The sequence below is a fragment of the Blautia sp. St.27G3 genome, assembly GCF_059728505.1.
In genome coordinates this window covers 596,556-617,241 of record NZ_BAAGFO010000001.1, presented here as the reverse complement: position 1 = coordinate 617,241, position 20,686 = coordinate 596,556, and the positions used below count along the sequence as shown (strand labels likewise).

Annotated in this window: 13 protein-coding genes; all 13 read left to right on the top strand. The window is 48.6% G+C overall.

The features are described from left to right. Positions 1 to 11: 11 nt before the first annotated feature. The 13 genes from AC6I2O_RS02800 to rsmB all read left to right on the top strand — a co-directional run bounded on the left by AC6I2O_RS02800 (position 12) and on the right by rsmB (position 20,682). On the top strand, positions 12 to 1,190 hold the full coding sequence (locus AC6I2O_RS02800) for a hypothetical protein (RefSeq protein WP_120393315.1): 1,179 nt from the start codon (positions 12 to 14) through the stop codon (positions 1,188 to 1,190). Positions 1,191 to 1,218: 28 nt separating this feature from the next. Continuing rightward, a complete protein-coding gene (locus AC6I2O_RS02795) occupies positions 1,219 to 1,926 on the top strand; it encodes a CPBP family intramembrane glutamic endopeptidase (protein ID WP_497741738.1) in 708 nt (235 codons plus the stop codon). Positions 1,927 to 2,117: 191 nt separating this feature from the next. Beyond that, complete coding sequence (gene gltB, locus AC6I2O_RS02790) at positions 2,118 to 6,683, top strand: glutamate synthase large subunit (protein WP_497741737.1); 4,566 nt, start codon at positions 2,118 to 2,120, stop codon at positions 6,681 to 6,683. 12 nt (positions 6,684 to 6,695) lie between these two features. Next, positions 6,696 to 8,180 carry a glutamate synthase subunit beta gene (locus AC6I2O_RS02785; RefSeq protein WP_120393318.1) on the top strand — a complete coding sequence of 495 codons (1,485 nt, stop codon included), beginning with the start codon at positions 6,696 to 6,698 and terminating at the stop codon, positions 8,178 to 8,180. Between the two features lie 100 nt (positions 8,181 to 8,280). Beyond that, positions 8,281 to 8,994 carry a LytR/AlgR family response regulator transcription factor gene (locus AC6I2O_RS02780; RefSeq protein ID WP_497741736.1) on the top strand — a complete coding sequence of 238 codons (714 nt, stop codon included), beginning with the start codon at positions 8,281 to 8,283 and terminating at the stop codon, positions 8,992 to 8,994. A gap of 12 nt (positions 8,995 to 9,006) precedes the next feature. Then, positions 9,007 to 10,359, top strand: coding sequence for a sensor histidine kinase (locus AC6I2O_RS02775; protein ID WP_120393320.1), 1,353 nt, complete (start codon positions 9,007 to 9,009; stop codon positions 10,357 to 10,359). Between the two features lie 169 nt (positions 10,360 to 10,528). After that, entirely contained in the window at positions 10,529 to 12,934 is a 2,406-nt protein-coding gene (locus AC6I2O_RS02770) for a glycoside hydrolase family 3 protein (RefSeq protein ID WP_120393396.1), read from the top strand. A gap of 194 nt (positions 12,935 to 13,128) precedes the next feature. Further along, entirely contained in the window at positions 13,129 to 14,610 is a 1,482-nt protein-coding gene (locus tag AC6I2O_RS02765; RefSeq protein ID WP_120393321.1) for a UDP-N-acetylmuramoyl-L-alanyl-D-glutamate--2,6-diaminopimelate ligase, read from the top strand. A 1-nt stretch (position 14,611) separates the two neighbouring features. Further along, the gene (priA, locus tag AC6I2O_RS02760; protein ID WP_497741735.1) at positions 14,612 to 16,840 is read left to right on the top strand and encodes a replication restart helicase PriA; all 2,229 of its coding nucleotides are present in this window, start codon (positions 14,612 to 14,614) and stop codon (positions 16,838 to 16,840) included. A 150-nt stretch (positions 16,841 to 16,990) separates the two neighbouring features. Next, on the top strand, positions 16,991 to 17,482 hold the full coding sequence (def, locus tag AC6I2O_RS02755) for a peptide deformylase (protein ID WP_120393322.1): 492 nt from the start codon (positions 16,991 to 16,993) through the stop codon (positions 17,480 to 17,482). 43 nt (positions 17,483 to 17,525) lie between these two features. Continuing rightward, positions 17,526 to 18,482, top strand: coding sequence for a methionyl-tRNA formyltransferase (gene fmt / locus AC6I2O_RS02750; protein WP_120393323.1), 957 nt, complete (start codon positions 17,526 to 17,528; stop codon positions 18,480 to 18,482). Positions 18,483 to 18,563: 81 nt separating this feature from the next. After that, positions 18,564 to 19,307 carry a zinc metallopeptidase gene (locus AC6I2O_RS02745; protein ID WP_120393324.1) on the top strand — a complete coding sequence of 248 codons (744 nt, stop codon included), beginning with the start codon at positions 18,564 to 18,566 and terminating at the stop codon, positions 19,305 to 19,307. Further along, entirely contained in the window at positions 19,300 to 20,682 is a 1,383-nt protein-coding gene (gene rsmB, locus AC6I2O_RS02740) for a 16S rRNA (cytosine(967)-C(5))-methyltransferase RsmB (protein ID WP_120393325.1), read from the top strand. Before AC6I2O_RS02745 ends, rsmB begins: the two co-directional genes overlap by 8 nt. Positions 20,683 to 20,686: the final 4 nt, after the last annotated feature.

Below are 20,686 nucleotides of genomic sequence, written 5' to 3'. Positions count from 1 at the left end.
GAGGTAAAAACATGAGTGTATGGAAAAGAGTTCTGATAAAAACAGTGGTTCTGGCATTTGTGATTGTCCTGTTTGGTGCAGGTGCGGCAGGATGGCAGGCGTACCGCCAGAGTACGCCGGAATATGCAATGGATAAATATATCGCGCTTCTGATTGAGAACAGCGGCGAAAAAGCTTATGCTCTGCTCGATCAGTCTGAGGATGCGGCAATGACATCAGAAGAATATGAGACAGCGTTGGCAGAGAAAAAATACAGCCTTTTCGCCAGTTATGATGTGACCGCGTCGGAAAAGCGCAGAGATCAGAGCGGAAATGAATATGTAGATTACCGCACAGAGTTTAAAGATGCAGACGGAGCGGTACAGATGGAAGAAACCTTCACAGTAAAAAAACAGGCAGAACCATTGTTTGGCGTGTTTGATCAGTGGAAAGTTCTTTCAGGACACTGTATGGTAAAGGACTTTGTATTGACGGTTCCGGCCGGGGCGGAAGTTTATCTGGATGGCCGGAAAGCAGATGCATCGTGGCTGATAAGGGATGGCGTTTTGCCGTCCTACGACTGCTACCAGATTCCGTCACTTTTACCTGGGCGTATTAGCCTGGCAATCAGACATCCTGCGTTTGACTCTGTGAACGGGACAATAGATCCTTTGGATGGAAGCGCAGAGTACGGTGAAAAAATGGCGCTTGGGCAGGCGGCACAGGATGTATGCAAGGAGCTTAGTATAAAAGCTTTAAAACAGTTATATTCTTGTGCAGCACGAGAAAAAACAGAAGATCTGGAAGATCTACTTGGGGAATGCCTGGAGGAAGCAAAGCTGTTTGTAAAGGAGCAGGGCCAGGAATTCCATAAAGATTCAGCAGTCTTTAAAAGTGCAGGTATTACCGATTTTGCGGTTCAGTTTGGAGCGCCTGTTTTTACGGGAGAAGCGACCGGAGCGATCACAGTCCCTGTGAAATTGTCATACCGGTATATCGTGCGCGAGAATGTTACTTCGGAGCCTTCAGATGAACAGGGAGACGAGGAAGAGTCACAGGAAGGCGATGCCGAAAGGCCGCAGGTCGGAACTGTGGTGCAAGATGGAGAAACACAGGTGATTTCGGGAGATAATACGGCTCAGCTTGTGATGGCATGGCATCATGACGCCTGGCACATTGCTTCTATGGAAATACCAGTCATCCCGAAATAGAGGAACAAGGTAAAAAGAAAGGCAGAATATGAAGCAAAAAGGAATCAGTATCTTTTCCCTAGTTACGCCTGTATTACTCCATTTAGGGCTATCATTTGCAATAGGGTTTGCAATGGGCATTATGAAGATCAGTGATCCGACGGCCGCTACGGTGGCGACAGCGTTGATTACGATTCCGCTGGCGTATCAGATGTATCGAAAAGACCGCGTTCGGGCAGCAGGGAATGAGAAAGAGGCGAAAAATATCGGAAGTCGAAGCATGGCATATGCAGTCGGCAGAAGTGCAGAAAAGCTTTCCGGGGAGCGGGTAATCTGGTTCGGAATATTTTGTTTTATGGCCGGAGGCGTTTTAAATCTTGCATGGAGCGCAGCCTTGGAGGCTGTCCACATCCAGGACTATTTTTCCAATGAAGTGCAGGAAAGTCTGCTGCAAAGCGGAAGCGTGGTGCAGGTACTGGGGCTTGGCGTAGTTGTTCCGATTGCAGAGGAGCTGATTTTCCGTGGTCTGGTTTATATGAGAATGAAATGTTTTTTTCCGGTGAAGGTGTCCGCATTTTTGTCGTCACTTTTGTTTGCGGTATATCATGGGAATCCGATTCAGATAATTTTTGCTTTTCCGATGGCACTTGCATTGGCGGCGGTTTATGAACATGGAAAATTGTTTGTATTTCCCGTACTATTTCATATGGGAGCGAATCTGACCACAGTTATTTTAGGATTTTATTTCCAAAACTAGAAGAAATTTAAAAGAAAATTGCAGGAAACAAGGCGATTATTACAAATAATCGCCTTAAATAAACTGATAAATAAAGGGAAAATGAATAAATTAAGAAACAATCAGACAATTACAGAGAAAAAAGCTGTTTACAGAACAGAAAAATAGGTGTATGATGAAAACTGAAAAAGAAACAGGCAGGAGGGACAGAGATGGATGCAAGAAATACTTCCGGATCTGTCTGTGTGAGACCGGGGCTGTACCGGCCCGAGTTTGAGCATGACAACTGCGGAATCGGAGCAGTTGTCAATATCAAAGGGATCAGGACTCATCAGACAGTAGAAAATGCACTTCGTATTGTAGAAAATTTAGAGCACAGAGCTGGCAAAGATGCCGAGGGAAAAACAGGTGATGGAGTTGGAATCATGCTGCAGATAGCGCACAGATTCTTCCGGAAAACCTGTTTGGACCTTGGCATTTTTTTAGGTGAAGAAAGAGACTACGGAATCGGTATGTTTTTCTTCCCGCAGGATATCCTGAAAAGAAATCAGGCGAAAAAAATGTTCGAGAGCATTGTAAAAAAGGAGGGCCTGAAGTTTCTGGGATGGAGACAGGTTCCGACCGTACCGGAGGTGCTCGGTCAAAAAGCGCTTGAAAAAATGCCCTGCATTGAGCAGGCATTTGTGGAACGTCCAAAGGATGTGGAAAAGGGCCTCCCGTTTGACCGCAGACTGTATGTGGTCCGGCGGACCTTTGAACAATCAAATGATACAACGTATGTTGTTTCATGTTCAAGCCGTACCATTATTTACAAAGGAATGTTTCTGGTCGGGCAGCTCCGTACATTTTTTAAGGATTTACAGGATCCGGAGTATGAATCTGCAATTGCGATTGTGCATTCCAGATTTAGTACAAATACAAATCCAAGCTGGGAACGGGCGCATCCGTATCGCTTTATTGTACATAACGGTGAGATTAATACAATCCGTGGCAATGCGGATAAAATGCTTGCACGCGAAGAGACGATATCCTCTGCGTATCTGGAATCCGATCTGCACAAGGTGCTTCCAGTGATCAATGCGACGGGGTCTGACTCGGCGATGCTGGATAACACGCTCGAATTTCTGACTATGAACGGCATGGAACTGCCCCTGGCAGTGATGATTACAATCCCGGAGCCCTGGGCAAACAATGCGGTGATGTCGCAAAAGAAGAAGGATTTTTACCAGTATTACGCGACGATGATGGAACCATGGGATGGTCCGGCCTCTATTTTATTCTGCGATGGCGATGTGATGGGCGCGGTGCTTGACCGTAACGGCCTGCGGCCCTCCCGCTATTACATTACGGAGGACGGGGATGTCATTCTGTCCTCTGAAGTGGGAGTTCTGGATATAGATCCGGCAAAAATTGTTCTGAAAGAACGGCTTCATCCGGGAAAAATGCTTCTGGTCGATACGGTAAAAGGCGAAGTTGTGGACGACGAAGAACTGAAAACACGGTATGCGTCCCGGCAGCCGTACGGAGAATGGCTGGATCAGTATCTTGTGAAATTAAAAGATATCAGGATTCCGAACAAGCGCGTGGAGTCATATTCAGAAGAGATGCGGCTGCGCCTGATGAAGGCGTTTGGTTACAGTTATGAGGATTACCGAACCTCGATTCTTTCGATGGCAACGACAGGCAGCGAGAGCATCAGTGCAATGGGAATCGACACGCCGCTGGCCGTTCTGTCTGACCGAAGACAGCCACTGTTTAATTATTTCAAGCAGCTGTTTGCGCAGGTGACGAACCCGCCCATTGATGCAATCCGGGAAAAAATCGTAACCTCAAAGACGATGTATATCGGTATGGAGGGTAATGTTCTGGAAGAACAGCCGGAGAATTGCCAGGTGCTGAGTATCGAAAATCCGATACTGACGAACACCGATATGCTGAAAATTAAAAACTTAAAAATAAAGGGATTTCAGGTTGCAGAAATTCCAATCACGTTTTATAAAAATACGGGACTTGAAAAGGCAATTGAGCATCTGTTTCTTGAGGTGGACCGGGCATTACGGGATGGTGCCAATATTCTGGTGCTGACAGACCGTGGCATTGATGAGCTGCGTGTGCCGATTCCGTCTCTGCTGGCAATCTCAGCAGTCAATCAGTATCTTGTAAAAACAAAGCGCAGAACATCCCTGGCCCTGATACTGGAGACAGGGGAGCCGCGCGAGGTACATCATTTTGCGACGCTGCTTGGGTACGGTGCGAGTGCGATCAACCCGTACCTGGCGCTGGATACAATTCATCAGCTGATCGATTCCGGAATGCTGGAAAAGGATTATTATGCGGCGGTCGATGACTATAACCAGGCGATCATAAACGGAATTGTAAAAATTGCTTCCAAGATGGGGATCTCGACGATTCAGTCCTATCAGGGGGCTCAGATTTTTGAGGCGATCGGCATCAGCCGGGAAGTGATCGACAAATATTTTACGAACACAGTCAGTCGGATCGGCGGTATTACGATAGAGGATATTGAGCGCGAAGTGGACGAGCGGCATACCAGTGCTTTCGATCCTCTGGGACTTCAGGAAGATCTGACACTGGACAGTATAGGCTGGCATAAGTCAAGAAGCGCCGGGGAGCACCATCGGTATAATCCGCGCACGATTCATCTTTTACAGGAGTCCACGAGAACCGGTGATTATGAGCTGTTCAAAGAGTATACGGAGCTTGTCAACCAGGAGGAATCCGGTTACATTCGCAGTACGATGGAATTCTGCTATCCGGAAAAAGGTGTGCCGCTCGAAGAGGTTGAGTGTGTAGATTCAATTGTCCGGAGATTTAAAACCGGCGCAATGTCCTATGGCTCTATTTCCCAGGAAGCCCATGAGACGCTGGCCATTGCAATGAATCTGCTGCATGGTAAATCCAATACCGGAGAGGGAGGCGAGAGCCTGGAACGCCTAAAGATTGGACCAGATGGAAAGAACCGTTGTTCTGCAATCAAGCAGGTGGCGTCGGGGCGTTTTGGCGTTACTTCGAGATATCTTGTGAGCGCCAAGGAAATACAGATTAAAATGGCGCAGGGCGCAAAGCCGGGAGAGGGCGGCCATCTGCCAGGGAAAAAGGTCTATCCATGGATTGCAAAGACGAGGCATTCGACACCGGGCGTCAGCCTGATTTCGCCGCCGCCGCACCATGATATTTATTCGATTGAAGATCTGGCACAGCTGATTTACGATCTGAAAAATGCCAACCGTGAGGCTGACATTTCAGTAAAGCTTGTTTCAGAGGCTGGCGTCGGAACCGTTGCAGCGGGCGTTGCAAAAGCAGGTGCGCAGGTGATTCTCATTTCTGGATATGATGGAGGAACCGGGGCGGCTCCAAGAAGCTCCATTCACCATGCAGGGCTTCCGTGGGAGCTTGGACTTGCGGAAACACATCAGACGCTTATGATGAACGGACTGCGCCGGAAGGTGCGTATTGAAACAGACGGAAAGCTGATGAGTGGTCGGGATGTGGCAATCGCTGCATTGCTCGGCGCTGAGGAGTTCGGTTTTGCGACCGGGCCGCTCGTAACGATGGGCTGTGTCATGATGCGCGTCTGCAACCTCGATACGTGCCCGGTAGGTGTAGCTACCCAGAATCCGGAGCTTCGCAAGCGTTTCCGTGGGAAACCGGAGTATGTCGTGAATTTCATGCGTTTTATTGCACAGGATCTGAGGGAGCATATGGCAAGGCTTGGTTTCCGCACGTTGGATGAGATGGTTGGGCGCAGCGATCTACTAAAAAAGAAAGCGCACTGCGAAAATCCGCGGGGAGAGCTGATTGATCTGAGCAATATTCTCAGCAATCCGTATGCCGGAAAGGAATACAAGGTGACCTTTGATGCGTCCCAGGTTTATGACTTCGGCCTGGAGAAAACAAAGGATGTCAGAATTCTGCTGAACCGGCTGCAAGGGGCGCTGGAAAACGGACAGAAACGAAGCATTGAGGTAGAGGTTTCGAACATCGACCGAGCATTCGGTACCATTTTTGGTTCAGAGATTACAAGGCGCTATCCGGATGGACTGGAAGAGGACACTTACACCGTAAAATGCAGCGGCGCGGGCGGGCAGAGTTTCGGAGCATTTATTCCGAGAGGCCTGACGCTGGAACTCGTAGGCGACAGCAACGACTATTTTGGCAAGGGACTTTCCGGAGGAAAGCTGATTGTGTACCCTCCGGCCGGCGTGAAATTTGCGCAGGATGAGAACATTATAATAGGAAACGTTGCACTTTATGGCGCGACAAGCGGCAAGGCATTTATCAATGGTGTTGCAGGGGAGCGGTTCTGCGTGCGCAATTCCGGAGCAGTTACTGTTGTGGAGGGCGCCGGAGATCACGGCTGTGAATATATGACAGGCGGCTGCGCGGTTATTCTCGGCAAAGTCGGGAAAAACTTTGCGGCAGGCATGAGCGGCGGCATCGCTTACGTGCTGGATGAGGAGAATGATCTCTACACAAAGGTAAATAAAAAGATGGTTTCCATTGAAAAAGTGACTTCAAAATATGACGTGCTGGAACTGAAGGAAATGATCGGGGAGCATGTGAACTACACCAATTCAGAGAAGGGCAAAAAGATCCTGGAAGATTTCGGAACGTATCTGCCGAAATTCAAAAAGATCATTCCACATGAATACAATGCAATGCAGATGCGGATTGTCCAGATGGAGGAAAAGGGACTTTCCAGTGAACAGGCACAGATTGAAGCATTTTATGCCAATACGGCAGATCAGGCAGAGTAGGGGGTGCAGATTATGGGAAAACCAACAGGATTTTTAGAGTACAGACGGGAAAACGACCTGGAATGTGCACCGAAGGAGCGAATTCAGAATTTTCATGAATTTCATACCCCGCTTTCACTGGAAAAACAGCGGCTGCAGGGCGCCAGATGCATGGCGTGCGGCGTGCCGTTCTGTCAGGCGGGGGCTATGATTGGTGGCATGGCTTCCGGCTGTCCGCTTCAGAACCTCGTTCCGGAATGGAATGACCTCGTTTATCTTGGAAACTGGGAGGAGGCTTATCGGAGGCTGACAAAGACAAACTGCTTTCCGGAGTTCACATCGCGTGTTTGTCCGGCGCTCTGTGAGGCGGCCTGTACGTGCAACTTGGACGGAGATCCGGTAGCGACGAAAGCCAATGAGCGGGCGATTATTGAGCATGCATTTGAGACCGGTCTCATAAAACCACATCCGCCCAAGGTGCGTACCGGGAAAAAGGTAGCTGTGGTTGGCAGCGGTCCTTCCGGACTGGCAGCGGCGATGCAGCTGAACAAGCGCGGTCATCTTGTGACCGTATATGAGCGCAATGACCGGATTGGCGGATTGCTGCGTTACGGGATTCCCAATATGAAGATAGACAAGAAGGTGATTGACCGTCGCATTGCACTGCTGGAAGCAGAAGGGATTACGTTTGTCACAAATGCGAATGTAGGGGGAAATAAAAAGGCAGATGAACTGCTGAAGGAATTCGATGCGGTGGTGCTTTGCTGCGGGGCTTCTAACCCGCGCGATATCACGGTGCCGGGGCGTGAAGCGAAGGGAATTTATTTTGCAGTGGATTTCCTAAAAGCGACAACGAAGAGTCTTCTGGATTCAGACTTTGCGGATAAAAAATTCATTCCTGCAAAAGGAAAGCATGTGTTGATTATCGGCGGCGGAGATACGGGAAATGACTGCTGCGGAACCGCGGTACGGTTCGGAGCAGCGTCCGTTACTATGCTGGAAATGATGCCGCAGCCTCCGACAACGCGTGCGGCAAACAATCCGTGGCCGCAGTGGCCGCGCGTACTTAAGACTGACTATGGACATGAGGAAGCAATTGCGGTATACGGACAGGACCCCCGGATTTATACGACGACCGTCAAAGAGTTTCTTCTGAATAAAAAGGGTGAGGTCGCAAAAGCAGTGCTTGTCAAATTGGAGAGCAAGAGGGACGAGAAAACGGGCCGTATGCTGATGGTGCCGGTCGAGGGAAGTGAGTGGACGGTAAAAGCGGACCTGGTACTGATTGCAGCAGGCTTTGTTGGTTGTCAGAAATATGTGACGGATGCATTCGGAGTGGAGTTGAATGCGCGGACCAATGTTCAGACGAAACCAGAGCAGTATGCATCGAGCGTTCCAAAAGTATTTGTTGCAGGAGATATGCACCGCGGGCAGTCACTCGTTGTATGGGCCATCCGTGAGGGCCGCGAAGCGGCGCGTGAGGTCGACCGGTATCTGATGGGCTACACGAATCTGTAGACGCCGAAAAAAATATATCATAACACAAAAGAATATCCTATGGTTTTTACTCCTTCCTGTATCTATAATGAAAGATAGATTTCGGGAAGGAGTATTGCGTATGAGAAGAAGTATCAGGTTGGCGGTCTGTGACGATGAAGCACCGGTGCTATCTTATCTGACAGACCAGATACGAAAAGAATTTGGAAAATACGATCTTTGTGCAGAGGCGGATATTTTTATTTCTCCGGTTGAACTTGAGAAAGTACTGAGAGAAAAATCGTACGACGTCTATTTTCTGGACATTGATATGCCGAAGATGAACGGGCTGGAACTGGCGCGTATTTTGCGGGAACAGCGGGAGGAGATACCTCTTGTTTTTGTTTCTGCCAGGGAAGAATATGTGTTTCAAAGTTTTGAAGTACATCCGTTTTCATTTGTTCGTAAAAGCCGGTTCAAACAGGATATGGAGAAGGCCGTATGCGATCTGAGCAGGCGTTTCTGTCAGGAAAATCAGGCATTTTGCAGCATACGGGATGAGGCAGGGCGCTGTTATGAGCTTCCGCTTGCCGATACGCTTTATCTGGAGGCAAGGGATAAGTATGTCAATGTTTTCGTACAGAGAGGCCAAGATTTTTATGTCAGGAATACGCTGTCCAATATTGAAAAAATGTTGGAACCCGAGCAGTTTGTGCGGATACATAAATCCTTTGTGGTAAATCTGCGGGCAGTATACGCAATTAAATACGAAAAAGTGATACTGGATAACGGAAAGGAGCTTCCTCTTGGCCGGGGCCGGTCCGAAGAGGTGAAACGGCGATTTTGCCGGTTGTAGGAGGTGGAAAGCATGTTGGATATCAGAATGAGTCGCGTTATATTTCAAATGCCTGATTTTGCAGCCATTCATCTTTTGGGGCAATTTATAGATGCTGTCTTGTTTTTTTATTTGATCCAGAATTTTTTCGAACCCCGAAAAGCAGCATATCGCTCGAAAAAAAGACTTATTTTGGGAAGTATGTTGTTTACCGGCGTGCTGCATTTTGCAGATTTGTTCACAAAAAACAGTTTTTATTCCTATGCAGCGGTTATGCTTGTGCTGCCATTTTTGTATGCCTGTCTGTTTTTTAAGGGGAAGATCGTCCGAAAAGGGCTGGTCTGCATAATCTTTTTTACCATGACGAGTTCAATAGAAAATCTGATGATGTATCTGACATATTATTTTTCCGATCAATATCTGATTGCGCTTGATACCGTACGGGTTATTTTTTTGTTCCGCCGCATTTTTATGAAAGCGGGTCTGCTTTGGGTAATTAAAATGTTTATGATTGATGTTGTGAAAAAAAACACACAGGATGTAGGCGGCTACTGGTATTTTATGGCGGCTGTGTGCACGGCGGACTGTGTGATTTATAAAAGCATACTGGTGAAAAACACAGCAGACCATCTGATTCTGACACAGGGGTTGATTTTATCGGTTTTCTGTCTGGTTGTGCCTCTGGGTTGTTTTTATATGATCTGTCTCATACTGAAGCTGGGGGAAAGCAACCGTGTAAGACTGGCACAGAGCACCTGGCTGAGCACGCAGGAGCAGCAGATGCTACAGACAGAGGAAATGCAGGAGGAGCTGAAGCGGTTCCGGCATGATTACAGGGCCCATCTGTTTTGCCTGGATGCTCTGGTGCAGGAGGGGAATTACAGGGAGGCTCATCGGTATCTGGAAAAGCTGCATCAGTTGCCAGTGGAGGAAGGGGTTATCATTCCGTATACAAAGAGCAATGCCCTGAATCTGGTGCTGAATCAGAAACGGGCTGAAGCAGTAAGAAGAGGAATTGATTTTACGGTAAAGGTAGAGCTTGAGGCGGAGACGTTTCAGGACGGGCATATACAGGTTTTCGATATCAACACCCTGATTTCTAATTTGTGTGACAATGCAATTGAGGCGGCAGGGCAGGTGGAGCATGGAAGGGTGTTTGTGCAGTTTTCCAGAAAAAAGGCGTACGTGCAGATTGAGGTGGAGAACTCTACGAGTGGGAACGTCATGGTTGAGAATCCAGAGTTTCTCACGAGCAAGGAAGAAAAGGAGCTGCACGGGCTTGGAATTAAGATTATAAAGAATATTGTAAACTCCTATGAAGGGATTTATGAGACAGAAGCTACAGAGCATACATTCAAGACGCGTATTTTGCTGATGGATGCGTAAACGGGGACGTAGTTCACGACAAAAAGCACGTAGTTCACGACAAAGTCATGGAATTGGATAAAATGCTGAACTATAATAGAAGTGCAATTTGCGAATTGTATAAAATAACGAGAAAATATACAATTTCGTATTAAAATGCACAAAAAAGGAGGAGTTTGGAGTGAACAAAATGAAAAAAACAAAAAAGGTTTCTTCTCTGATGCTGGCAACAGCGATGGCAGTTTCATCGGTTTCATCGGCAGCGATGGCGGAGGAAACAGAAGGAAAGAAGTATGAGGTGGTTGAAAACGCAGGCGGTTTTAACCAGGTAATCCAGGAAGGCGGAAAGAAGCTTTCTTATTCTCCGGAATCCGGCGTCACACTTTTGGAGGACGACGGCTTTGCATTTAAGGATTTGAACCAGAACGGTGAGCTGGATACGTATGAGGACTGGCGTCTTGATGCAAAGACCAGAGCACAGGCACTGGCCGATCTGATGGTGGCAGACGGCCGTGACGGAATTGAGAGCATTGCAGGACTCATGCTGTACAGTGCACATACGAAAGTGGATTCCGAGACAGTTTCCGGAACAGAGATTGATTCCCGTGCACGTACACAGGATGGTACTACCACGATGGATGCGATTACAGATCACAAGCTGCGCCACGTTCTGGTGACTTCTATTGCCAGCCCTGAAATCGGTGCAAAATGGAGCAATAATCTGCAGTCTATCGTAGAAGGCATGGAGTACGGAATCCCGTGTAACAACAGTTCTGACCCGCGTCATGAGGCAAGTTCAGATACATCCGTACAGTATGTGGCAGGCGAATCCGGAGCTATTTCCAAATGGCCGGGAATGCTTGGATTGGCTGCAACCTACGATCCGGAGCTGGTAAAAGAGTTTGGTAAAACAGTCGGAACTGAGTACCGCGCACTCGGAATCGGAACAGCTCTTTCTCCGCAGATCGACCTTTCTTCTGAGCCGAGATGGAGCCGTGTAAGCGGAACCTTTGGTGAGAACACAGAACTGACCGTAGATCTTTCGAGAGCAATTGTGGATGGCTATCAGTCCACCTACGATGAAGACGGCAATGATCTTGGATGGGGTGAAGAGTCAATCGTCGCAATGATCAAACACTGGCCGAGCGGCGGACCGGAAGAAGGCGGCCGTGACGGACATTATGGCTTTGGTAAATATGCCGTATATCCAGGTGAAGAGTTTGGCGAGCAGATCCGTAACTTTACGGAGGGCGCTTTGAAATTGGATGGTGCGACAGGAATGGCTTCTGCTGTTATGCCGTACTACACAATCAGCTTTAACCAGGACCCGAGCGGAGAGAATCTCGGCAATGGTTTCAGCAATTATATGATTAACGAACTGCTCCGCGGAGAATACGGATTCGATGGCGTGGCCTGCACAGACTGGATGATTACAGCCGATGCAGACAATGACGGTGTATTCCAGGGAAAATGCTGGGGCGTTGAAGATAAGACCGTCGCTGAGCGTCACTATATGTGTCTGATGGCTGGTATGGACCAGTTTGGAGGCAACAATGTAATCGGACCTGTGATGGAAGCTTATGATATGATGGTGGAAGAACAGGGACAGGAGTTCGCAGATAACCGTTTTGCGCAGTCAGCAACAAGAATTCTGTTGAATATGTTCAATCTGGGGCTGTTTGAAGATCCGTATCTGGATATTGACGAGACCGTTGCTACCGTTGGTTCACCGGAGCTGATGGAACTCGGCTACAATGCACAGGTAAAATCCGTTGTTATGCTCAAAAATGAGAACAACGTAATCTCAGCATATGATGCAAATGCAGAGAAGAAGACGGTTTATGTTCCGAGCTATACGACTGTGAAAAAAGACGAAACGACAAAGGTTGTGACTTCTGTTTCCACACCGAGTGTCAGCGTACCGGTTCTTTCTCAGTATTTCAATGTAACGGAAAATCCGGAAGAGGCAGATTTTGCCATTGTTGGTATGGACAGCCCGGACGGTGGTTCCGGTTATGACATGGCGGAACTGGAAGAGGGAGGAAACGGTTACCAGCCGATCACCTTGCAGTACCGTGAATATACCGCTGATACAGCGAGAGAGACAGCAATCGCAAATGACCCGGGCAAGCAGTTTATTGATTCCGAGACAGGCGAGATGGTTTACACAGACAATGCAGAAAACCGTTCTTACAAAGGTAAGACTGTGACAGCTGCCAACGAGTATATGCTGGATACGCTGGAAGAGACAAAGGAAGCTATGGGAGATAAGCCGGTGGTTGTCTACATGCGTGCAAAGAAACCGGTAGTATGGAGCGAGGTTGAGCCGCTGGCAGACGCGATTATCGTAGGATACGGAATCGCAGATCAGGCAGCTGTGGATATTATCGCAGGTGTGACAGAACCGTCCGGTCTGCTTCCGTTGCAGCAGCCTGCTAATATGGAGACTGTAGAAGCACAGTATGAAGACGTTCCGATGGATATGGAATGCTATGTGGATGCAGCAGGAAATACGTATGATGTTGCTTATGGACAGAACTGGTCAGGCGTTATCAGTGATGAGAGAACAGCAGCTTACGGACCGCAGACAAAATAGTCAGTCCGGCTGATTCTGAAAAAGTGAACAGGATAAGGATGGCATAAAGAAACGCGGCAGTGCGGGTGGAAGATCCCATTTGCGCTGCTGCGTTTCTTTTTTATGCTTCTTTTTTTAAAACTTTTTTTCTTGTGATGCGCCCAGGAACATGATAATATAAAGGGATAAAAGAAAGAAACGGAGGTAAATCCGGAATGAAGCTGGAAAAACTATTGGAGCATGTTTCCTATCGGTGTCTTCAGGGGAGCACGGATGTGGAAGTGAAAAATGTGATAAATGATTCCAGGAATGCAGAGGAAGGATCGCTGTTTATCTGTATTAAGGGCGCTGTGACAGACGGACACACCTATATCAAAGATGTGGTAGGGAAGGGAGCAAAGGTGCTTGTAGTACAGGATGCGGTGGAAGCACCGCAGGATGTGACAGTCATTCAGGTAGAGGACAGTCGTTATGCGATGGCACTCATATCGGCGGCATATTTCGGGTATCCTGCACAGGAGATGAAGATCATCGGAATTACCGGTACAAAGGGGAAGACGACGACAACCTATATGGTAAAGTCTATTCTGGAATCGGCCGGATATAAGGTGGGTTTGATTGGCACGATTGAGGTAATTATCGGGGACGAGGTGATCCCGGCAAACAATACCACGCCGGAATCCTATTCGATACAGGAATATTTTCGCCGGATGGCCGATGAAGGTTGTCAGGTCGTTGTGATGGAAGTATCGTCGCAGGGACTGATGCTCCACCGGACAGCCGGAATCGATTTTGAAATCGGGATTTTTACAAATATTGAGCCGGATCATATCGGGCCGGCAGAGCATGAAAGCTTTGAGGATTATATAGAATGCAAGAGCCGTCTGTTCCGGCAGTGCCGTTTTGGTATTTTCAACGCGGATGATGCACATCTGGAGCGGATTCTGGAAGGGCACACATGTCAGGTGGAAACATTCGGACTGTCGGAAAAGGCAGATCTGAGGGCAGAGGACCTGCAGCTTGTGTCCGGCTTCGGTTATCTTGGAATTGCTTATACTGCGGTATGTACCGGCACGAACGAAGAGCGCTTTGATGTGGAGGTGGATATTCCAGGCAAGTTCAGTGTTTACAATTCACTGACAGCGATTGCGATCTGCCGCCATTTTAAAGTCGGGACGGATGACATCAAACGCGCGCTCAAAAAAGCAAAGGCCAGGGGGCGCGTGGAGATGGTGAAGGTATCGGACCATTTTACGCTTATGATTGATTATGCGCACAATGCCATGGCGCTTGAAAGCCTGCTTACGACACTGCGGGAATATCAGCCGCATCGTCTTGTCTGCATGTTTGGCTGCGGCGGCAACCGTTCCAGGCTGCGCCGGTATGAGATGGGCGAGGTGTCCGGAAGACTTGCAGATCTGACGATTATTACGTCTGACAATCCTCGGTTTGAGAAGCCCGAAGATATCATTGCAGATATTGTCACCGGCATCCGGAAAACGGATGGCAAATATGTGACGATTGCAGATCGGAAAGAGGCGATTGCCTATGCAATTCATCATGGAGAGCCGGGAGACATCATTGTGCTGGCAGGCAAGGGGCATGAAGATTACCAGGAGATTGAAGGAAAGCATTATCCGATGGATGAGCGCGTGCTGATTCAGGAAATCCTGGAGGCAGATAATAACAGAGACTGACATGGAATTGTTTGCAGATATTATTGTTGATATTTCCTGCAAAAAGCTGGATCAGACTTTTCAGTATCGGATTCCGGAAACACTGAAGAGCAGTCTGGAGCCGGGAAATGTTGTGGAGATACCCTTTGGACGCGGGAATCGCATGACAAAGGGATATGTGCTTCGGATTACGGATTATCCGTCTTGCCCATTGGAAAAAATGAAGTGGATCGAGGCAGTGGCGACGGATTTTGCCGGTACGGATTCCAAGTTGACGGCGCTGGCTTTGTGGATGCGGGATTATTATGGATGTACGGCGGTGCAGGCGCTGCGGACGGTACTTCCGTTCCGACAGAAGGCGGCTGTGAAGGAGAAACGGACGGTTACTTTGCAGGTTTCCCATCAGGAGGCGCAGCAAAAGCTGGAACTGTTTCGCCACAAACATCAGGCAGCCCGGGCAAGACTTCTGGAGGCGCTTTTGGAGGACCCCATGCTCCCGTACGAGGTTGTGACCGGAAGTCTGAAGATTACGCCATCTGTGCTGCGGGCGCTTGAGCAGCAGAAGCTTATTTCCTGTGAGCACGAGCAGGTGTACCGCAGACCGGAATTGCTACAGAATCTTGGAACAAGTGCGCAGGACAGGGTTATTTTGAATTATGAGCAGCAGGAAATTGTGGATGCAATAGAGTCTGAATGGGAAGAAAAAGAAATCGCATCTTATCTGATTCATGGTGTAACAGGGAGCGGAAAGACCGCTGTTTATATGGAACTGATTGCACGCACGGTTGCACGCGGGAAGCAAGCAATTCTTCTGATTCCGGAAATCTCGCTGACGTATCAGAATGTCCTTCGTTTTTATCATCGCTTCGGGGACCGGATTTCTGTTTTACATTCCCGTCTTTCACAGGCAGAACGCTATGATCAGTTTGAACGGGCGCGCCAGGGCGATATTGATGTGATGATCGGGCCGCGTTCCGCTCTGTTTACACCTTTTCAGAAGCTTGGTATGATTATTGTGGATGAAGAGCATGAGACTTCCTATAAAAGTGAACAGGTACCCAGGTATCATGCGCGAGAGACTGCGAGAAAGAGGGCTGTACTGGAAGGCGCAAAGCTGGTGCTTGGTTCTGCGACGCCGTCTCTGGAGGCATATTACGAAGCACAGATGGGGGAAAGCAGGTTATTTACTTTGAAAGAGCGGGCTGCCGGAGGCATGCTGCCGGAGGTGATTACGGCGGATATGCGCGAGGAGTTAAAAGCCGGCAACCGCTCTGTTTTCAGCCGTATACTAACCGAGAAGATCGGAGAGAGGCTGAAGCGCGGGGAGCAGGTGATGCTGTTTTTGAACCGCCGCGGTTATGCGGGGTTTGTGTCTTGTCGTTCCTGCGGACATGTGATGAAATGTCCGCACTGCGACGTATCGTTGTCTCTCCATCAGGGGAGACGGCTCGTGTGCCATTACTGTGGGTATGAGGAACCGGCTGTAGGGAAATGTCCAACCTGCGGTTCCCCGTTTATCGGAGGCTTTAAAGTCGGTACACAGCAGGTTGTGGAGCTTGTGCAGCAGGTTTTTCCGAACGCAAGGATTTTGCGCATGGATGCGGACACGACGAAAGGAAAGGATGGCCATGCCGAGCTTTTGCGGGCATTCGCACAGCGGGATGCAGATATTCTGGTCGGTACGCAGATGATTGTAAAAGGACATGATTTTCCGCTGGTGACGCTGGTCGGGATTCTGGCCGCAGATTTGTCTTTAAATATGAGTGATTATGAGGCTGCGGAGCGGACGTTTCAGCTGCTGACCCAGGCGGCGGGCAGGGCTGGACGTGGAAAAATGCCGGGTGAGGTCGTAATTCAGACGTATGAGCCGGAGCATTATGCAGTTGCATGTGCGGCTGCGCAGGACTATGACAGCTTTTATGAACAGGAGATGAGGTACCGACAACTTGCAGGGTACCCGCCGCTTGGGGATATGATGACCATTCATTGTGCTTCAGAGCAGGAACAGCAGCTCGGGCTTGCGGTTACCTATCTTGCAAAATTTGTCCGACAGCTTGCAGGGCGCCGCGGCGTAACGGTGATCGGGCCAGCAGATGAGACGGTTTCAAAGGTAAATGATGTGTACCGCAAGGCAATGTACCTGAAGCATGCGGACTTCAAAGTGCTCACTTCTGTGAAAAATATTGTGGAGCAATATGTTGAAATGAACGAAGGCTTTAAAGATATTTCCGTTCAGTTTGAGCGGCGATAAAGGTAAGTAACTATAGCGAAGGCCGGTAACGAGACAAAAGCTGGGAAGGTGCCAAGAAGCAATGCTGGCATTGATACGAATAGGCAGAGCTTGAAACGTAGAAGTAAATACAGATTTGTATAATAAAAAAAAGAAACCGGAGGGATTTTGATGGCTTTAAGACAAATCAGAATTATGGGAGACGAAAAACTGGAAAAAACATGCAGACCAGTAACGGAGATGACTCCGCGGACAAAAGAATTGATCCGCGATATGTTGGACACAATGTATGATGCAAACGGTGTTGGATTGGCGGCGCCACAGGTAGGTATATTAAAACGAATTGTGGTAATAGATGTAGGAGAAGGACCGATTGTCCTGGTGAATCCGGTGATTCTGGAGACCTCCGGCGAGCAGACCGGCCAGGAAGGCTGTCTGAGTCTTCCTGGGCAGGCAGGTATTGTGACGCGTCCGAATTACGTAAAAGTAAAAGCCTGCGATGAAAACATGCAGGAATTTGAGCTGGAAGGTGAGGAGCTCTTGGCACGTGCCATTTGCCATGAATGCGATCATCTGGACGGAATCATGTACGTGCGGTATGTCGAGGGTGAGCTTTTTGACACCTCCGACGAGGACTATGACGAAGACGAAACAGAGGAATGATTTCCATTTGCCGCCGCAAAGAAGCGGTTTTGGAGGAGCTAGAATGAAAAATGTTGTATTTATGGGAACGCCGGATTTTGCAGTGGGTACGTTGCAGGCCCTGATTAATTCGGAAAAATATCATGTGCAGGCTGTATTTACACAGCCGGATAAACCAAAAGGAAGAGGGGGCGCAGTACAGATGTCCCCGATCAAAGAACTTGCGCTGGCAGCCCAAATTCCGGTGTGTCAGCCGGCAAAGATAAGGGAGCCGGAATGGGTGGAGAAGCTCAAAGAGATGAACCCTGATGTGATCGTAGTCGTAGCGTTCGGTCAGATCATTCCGCCGTCGATTTTGGAGTTGCCTTTGCATGGCTGCATCAATGTCCATGCATCCCTGCTTCCTCTGTACCGCGGTGCAGCGCCAATTCAGTGGGCGGTCATAAACGGTGACAGAGAATCCGGTGTCACCACCATGCGCATGGATGCAGGCCTGGATACGGGAGATATGATTCTAAAAGAAACCGTACCGCTTGCAGCAGACGAGACGGGCGGCAGCCTTTTCGACAAACTGAGCGCAGTAGGAGCAAAGCTCCTGATCCGCACGCTGGATGCGCTCGACGACGGAACTGCTGTCCTGACAAAGCAGCCGGAAGAAAGTCCGACGCCATACGCTGCAATGCTGACCAAAAAAGACGGATTGATCGACTGGTCTGCCGATGCCATGAAAATCGAACGACTGATCCGCGGCTTGAATCCATGGCCGAGCGCCTACACAAAATACCGCGGCAAAACCCTGAAAATCTGGCGTGCAGAAGCAGAGCATCAGGATACAGACACGACACAAACCGCAGATACTCTGCCAGGCATGGCCGTCGAAGTAACCAAAACTTCACTGAAAATCCAGACCGGAAACGGTCTTTTAAGCATCAAAGAACTTCAACCAGAGGGGAAAAAACGGATGCCAGTCGACGCATTCCTGCGCGGCTACCCCGTCAACCTTGGCGAGCATTTGGGCTAAATAAAAAACAAAATCGGGGTAGTAATCAAATCCAAAGCATGGCAGGAGTCAAACCCCGGAGTAGAAAGGAGCTGATTTTACATGAATCTGCTTGTAACAACTGCAAATTCCTTTTATGGCTACGGAGGCTACGGCGCATACCGTTATTTTGACTGGACCTATCTGCTTGTCATAGCGGGTCTGCTTATTTCTATGATAGCTTCCGCAAATGTAAAAGGAACGTTTAACCGATATTCGAAGGTCCGCAGTATGAGCGGTCTGACCGGAGCGATGGCGGCGCAGAAAGTGCTGCAGCTGTCCGGTATTCAGGATGTTCGGATCGAGCATATTTCCGGAAATCTGACAGACCATTATGATCCAAGGACAAAAGTCTTGCGGCTGTCTGACAGTACGTACAGCTCCAATTCCGTTGCGGCCGTCTGTGTTGCCGCTCATGAATGCGGTCATGCGATTCAGCATCAGAAAAGTTATGGTCCGCTGGTACTTCGGAGCACTCTGGTTCCGGCTGCGAATCTTGGCTCAACGTTGGCGTGGCCGGTGTTTCTGATGGGGCTTATTTTTTCGATGCGCCCGCTTCTTACTGTCGGAATTGTTTTATTTTCTCTGGCAGTTCTTTTTCAGCTGGTCACACTTCCGGTTGAGTTCAACGCTTCCTCAAGAGCGCTTAAAGTTCTGGAAAATGGGGGCATTCTTGGTGATACAGAGCTTGCCGGGGGTAAAAAAGTGCTCGGAGCGGCAGCGCTGACCTATGTGGCCAGTCTTGCGGCATCCATTCTTCAGCTTCTGCGGCTGATTATTCTTGCGGGAGGAAGAGATCGTGACTAAACCTCTGAACATAAGAGAAATTGCGCTGGAAATTCTGATGGAGATCACAGAAGAGCAAGCTTACAGTCATGTGGTGATGAGACAGGTTCTGGAAAAATATCAGTATCTTGAGAAACGAGACCGCGCATTTATTACAAGATGCGTGGAGGGGACACTTGAGCATATGATTCAGATGGATTATATCATCGAACAGTTTTCCAATGTTCCGGTCTATAATATGAAACCACTGATCCGCAATCTTCTGCGCATGTCTGTTTATCAGATGAAATACATGGACAGTGTGCCAGATTCTGCCGTCTGTAATGAAGCTGTGCGGCTTGCTCAGCGCAGAGGATTTTATAATTTAAAAGGATTTGTAAATGGGGTGCTGCGCAGTACTGCGCGCAGGCTTGGACAGGTGTGCTATCCGGATCCGAAGATGGAGCCGTTGCATTATCTGTCTGTGAAATATTCATTCCCGATCTGGATGCTGGATAAATGGGTGGCACAGTTCGGGTACGAGACGACGGAAAAAATCTGCCGGGATACCCATATGGAAAAGCAGACCGTGGTGCGCTGCAATCTGTCCAAAGCCTCCCGCGAGGAGATTATCCGGGAGCTTGAAGAACAGGGGATTCGGACAGAACCGCATCCATATTTGGATTATGCGCTAAAAATTTCCGGTTATAATTATATAAAGGCGATCTCAGCGTTCAAAAAAGGCTGGATTCAGGTGCAGGATATCAGTTCCATGCTGGTTGCTGAGGTTGCAGCACCGAATTGGGGCGATACGTGTTTTGATGTATGCGCGGCGCCAGGGGGCAAAAGCCTGCACGTAGCTGAAAAACTGATGGGAAGCGGCTGTGTGGAAGCGCGAGATGTTTCCGAATATAAGGTAAAACTGATGCAGGAAAATATTGACCGCATTGGGGCCATCAATATTCAGGCTGTTTTGAAGGATGCGACCGTGCGTGACGAAGCGTCGGTCCAAAAGGCCGACATTGTCCTGGCCGATGTGCCGTGTTCCGGGCTTGGAGTAATTGGCAAAAAGCAGGATATTAAGTATAAAATGTCGGAGAAGCAACAGCAGGATATTATCCGATTGCAAAGACGGATTCTTTCTGCTGTACAGGAGTATGTAAAGCCGGGCGGCGTGCTGATTTACAGTACGTGTACGATCGGAGCTGATGAGAATCAGTACAATATTAAATGGTTTCTTGACAATTTTCCGTTTCATTTGGAAAGTATTGATCCGTATATCTGTGACGAATTAAAAGGTAGAACGACAGGGGGAGGCTATATTCAGCTTCTTCCGGGCCTGCATCAGTCGGATGGATTTTTTATTGCAAGGCTGCGCCGCGAAGAGGAGAGCAGAGCCGCGTTCGAAGAAGGATAAAGGA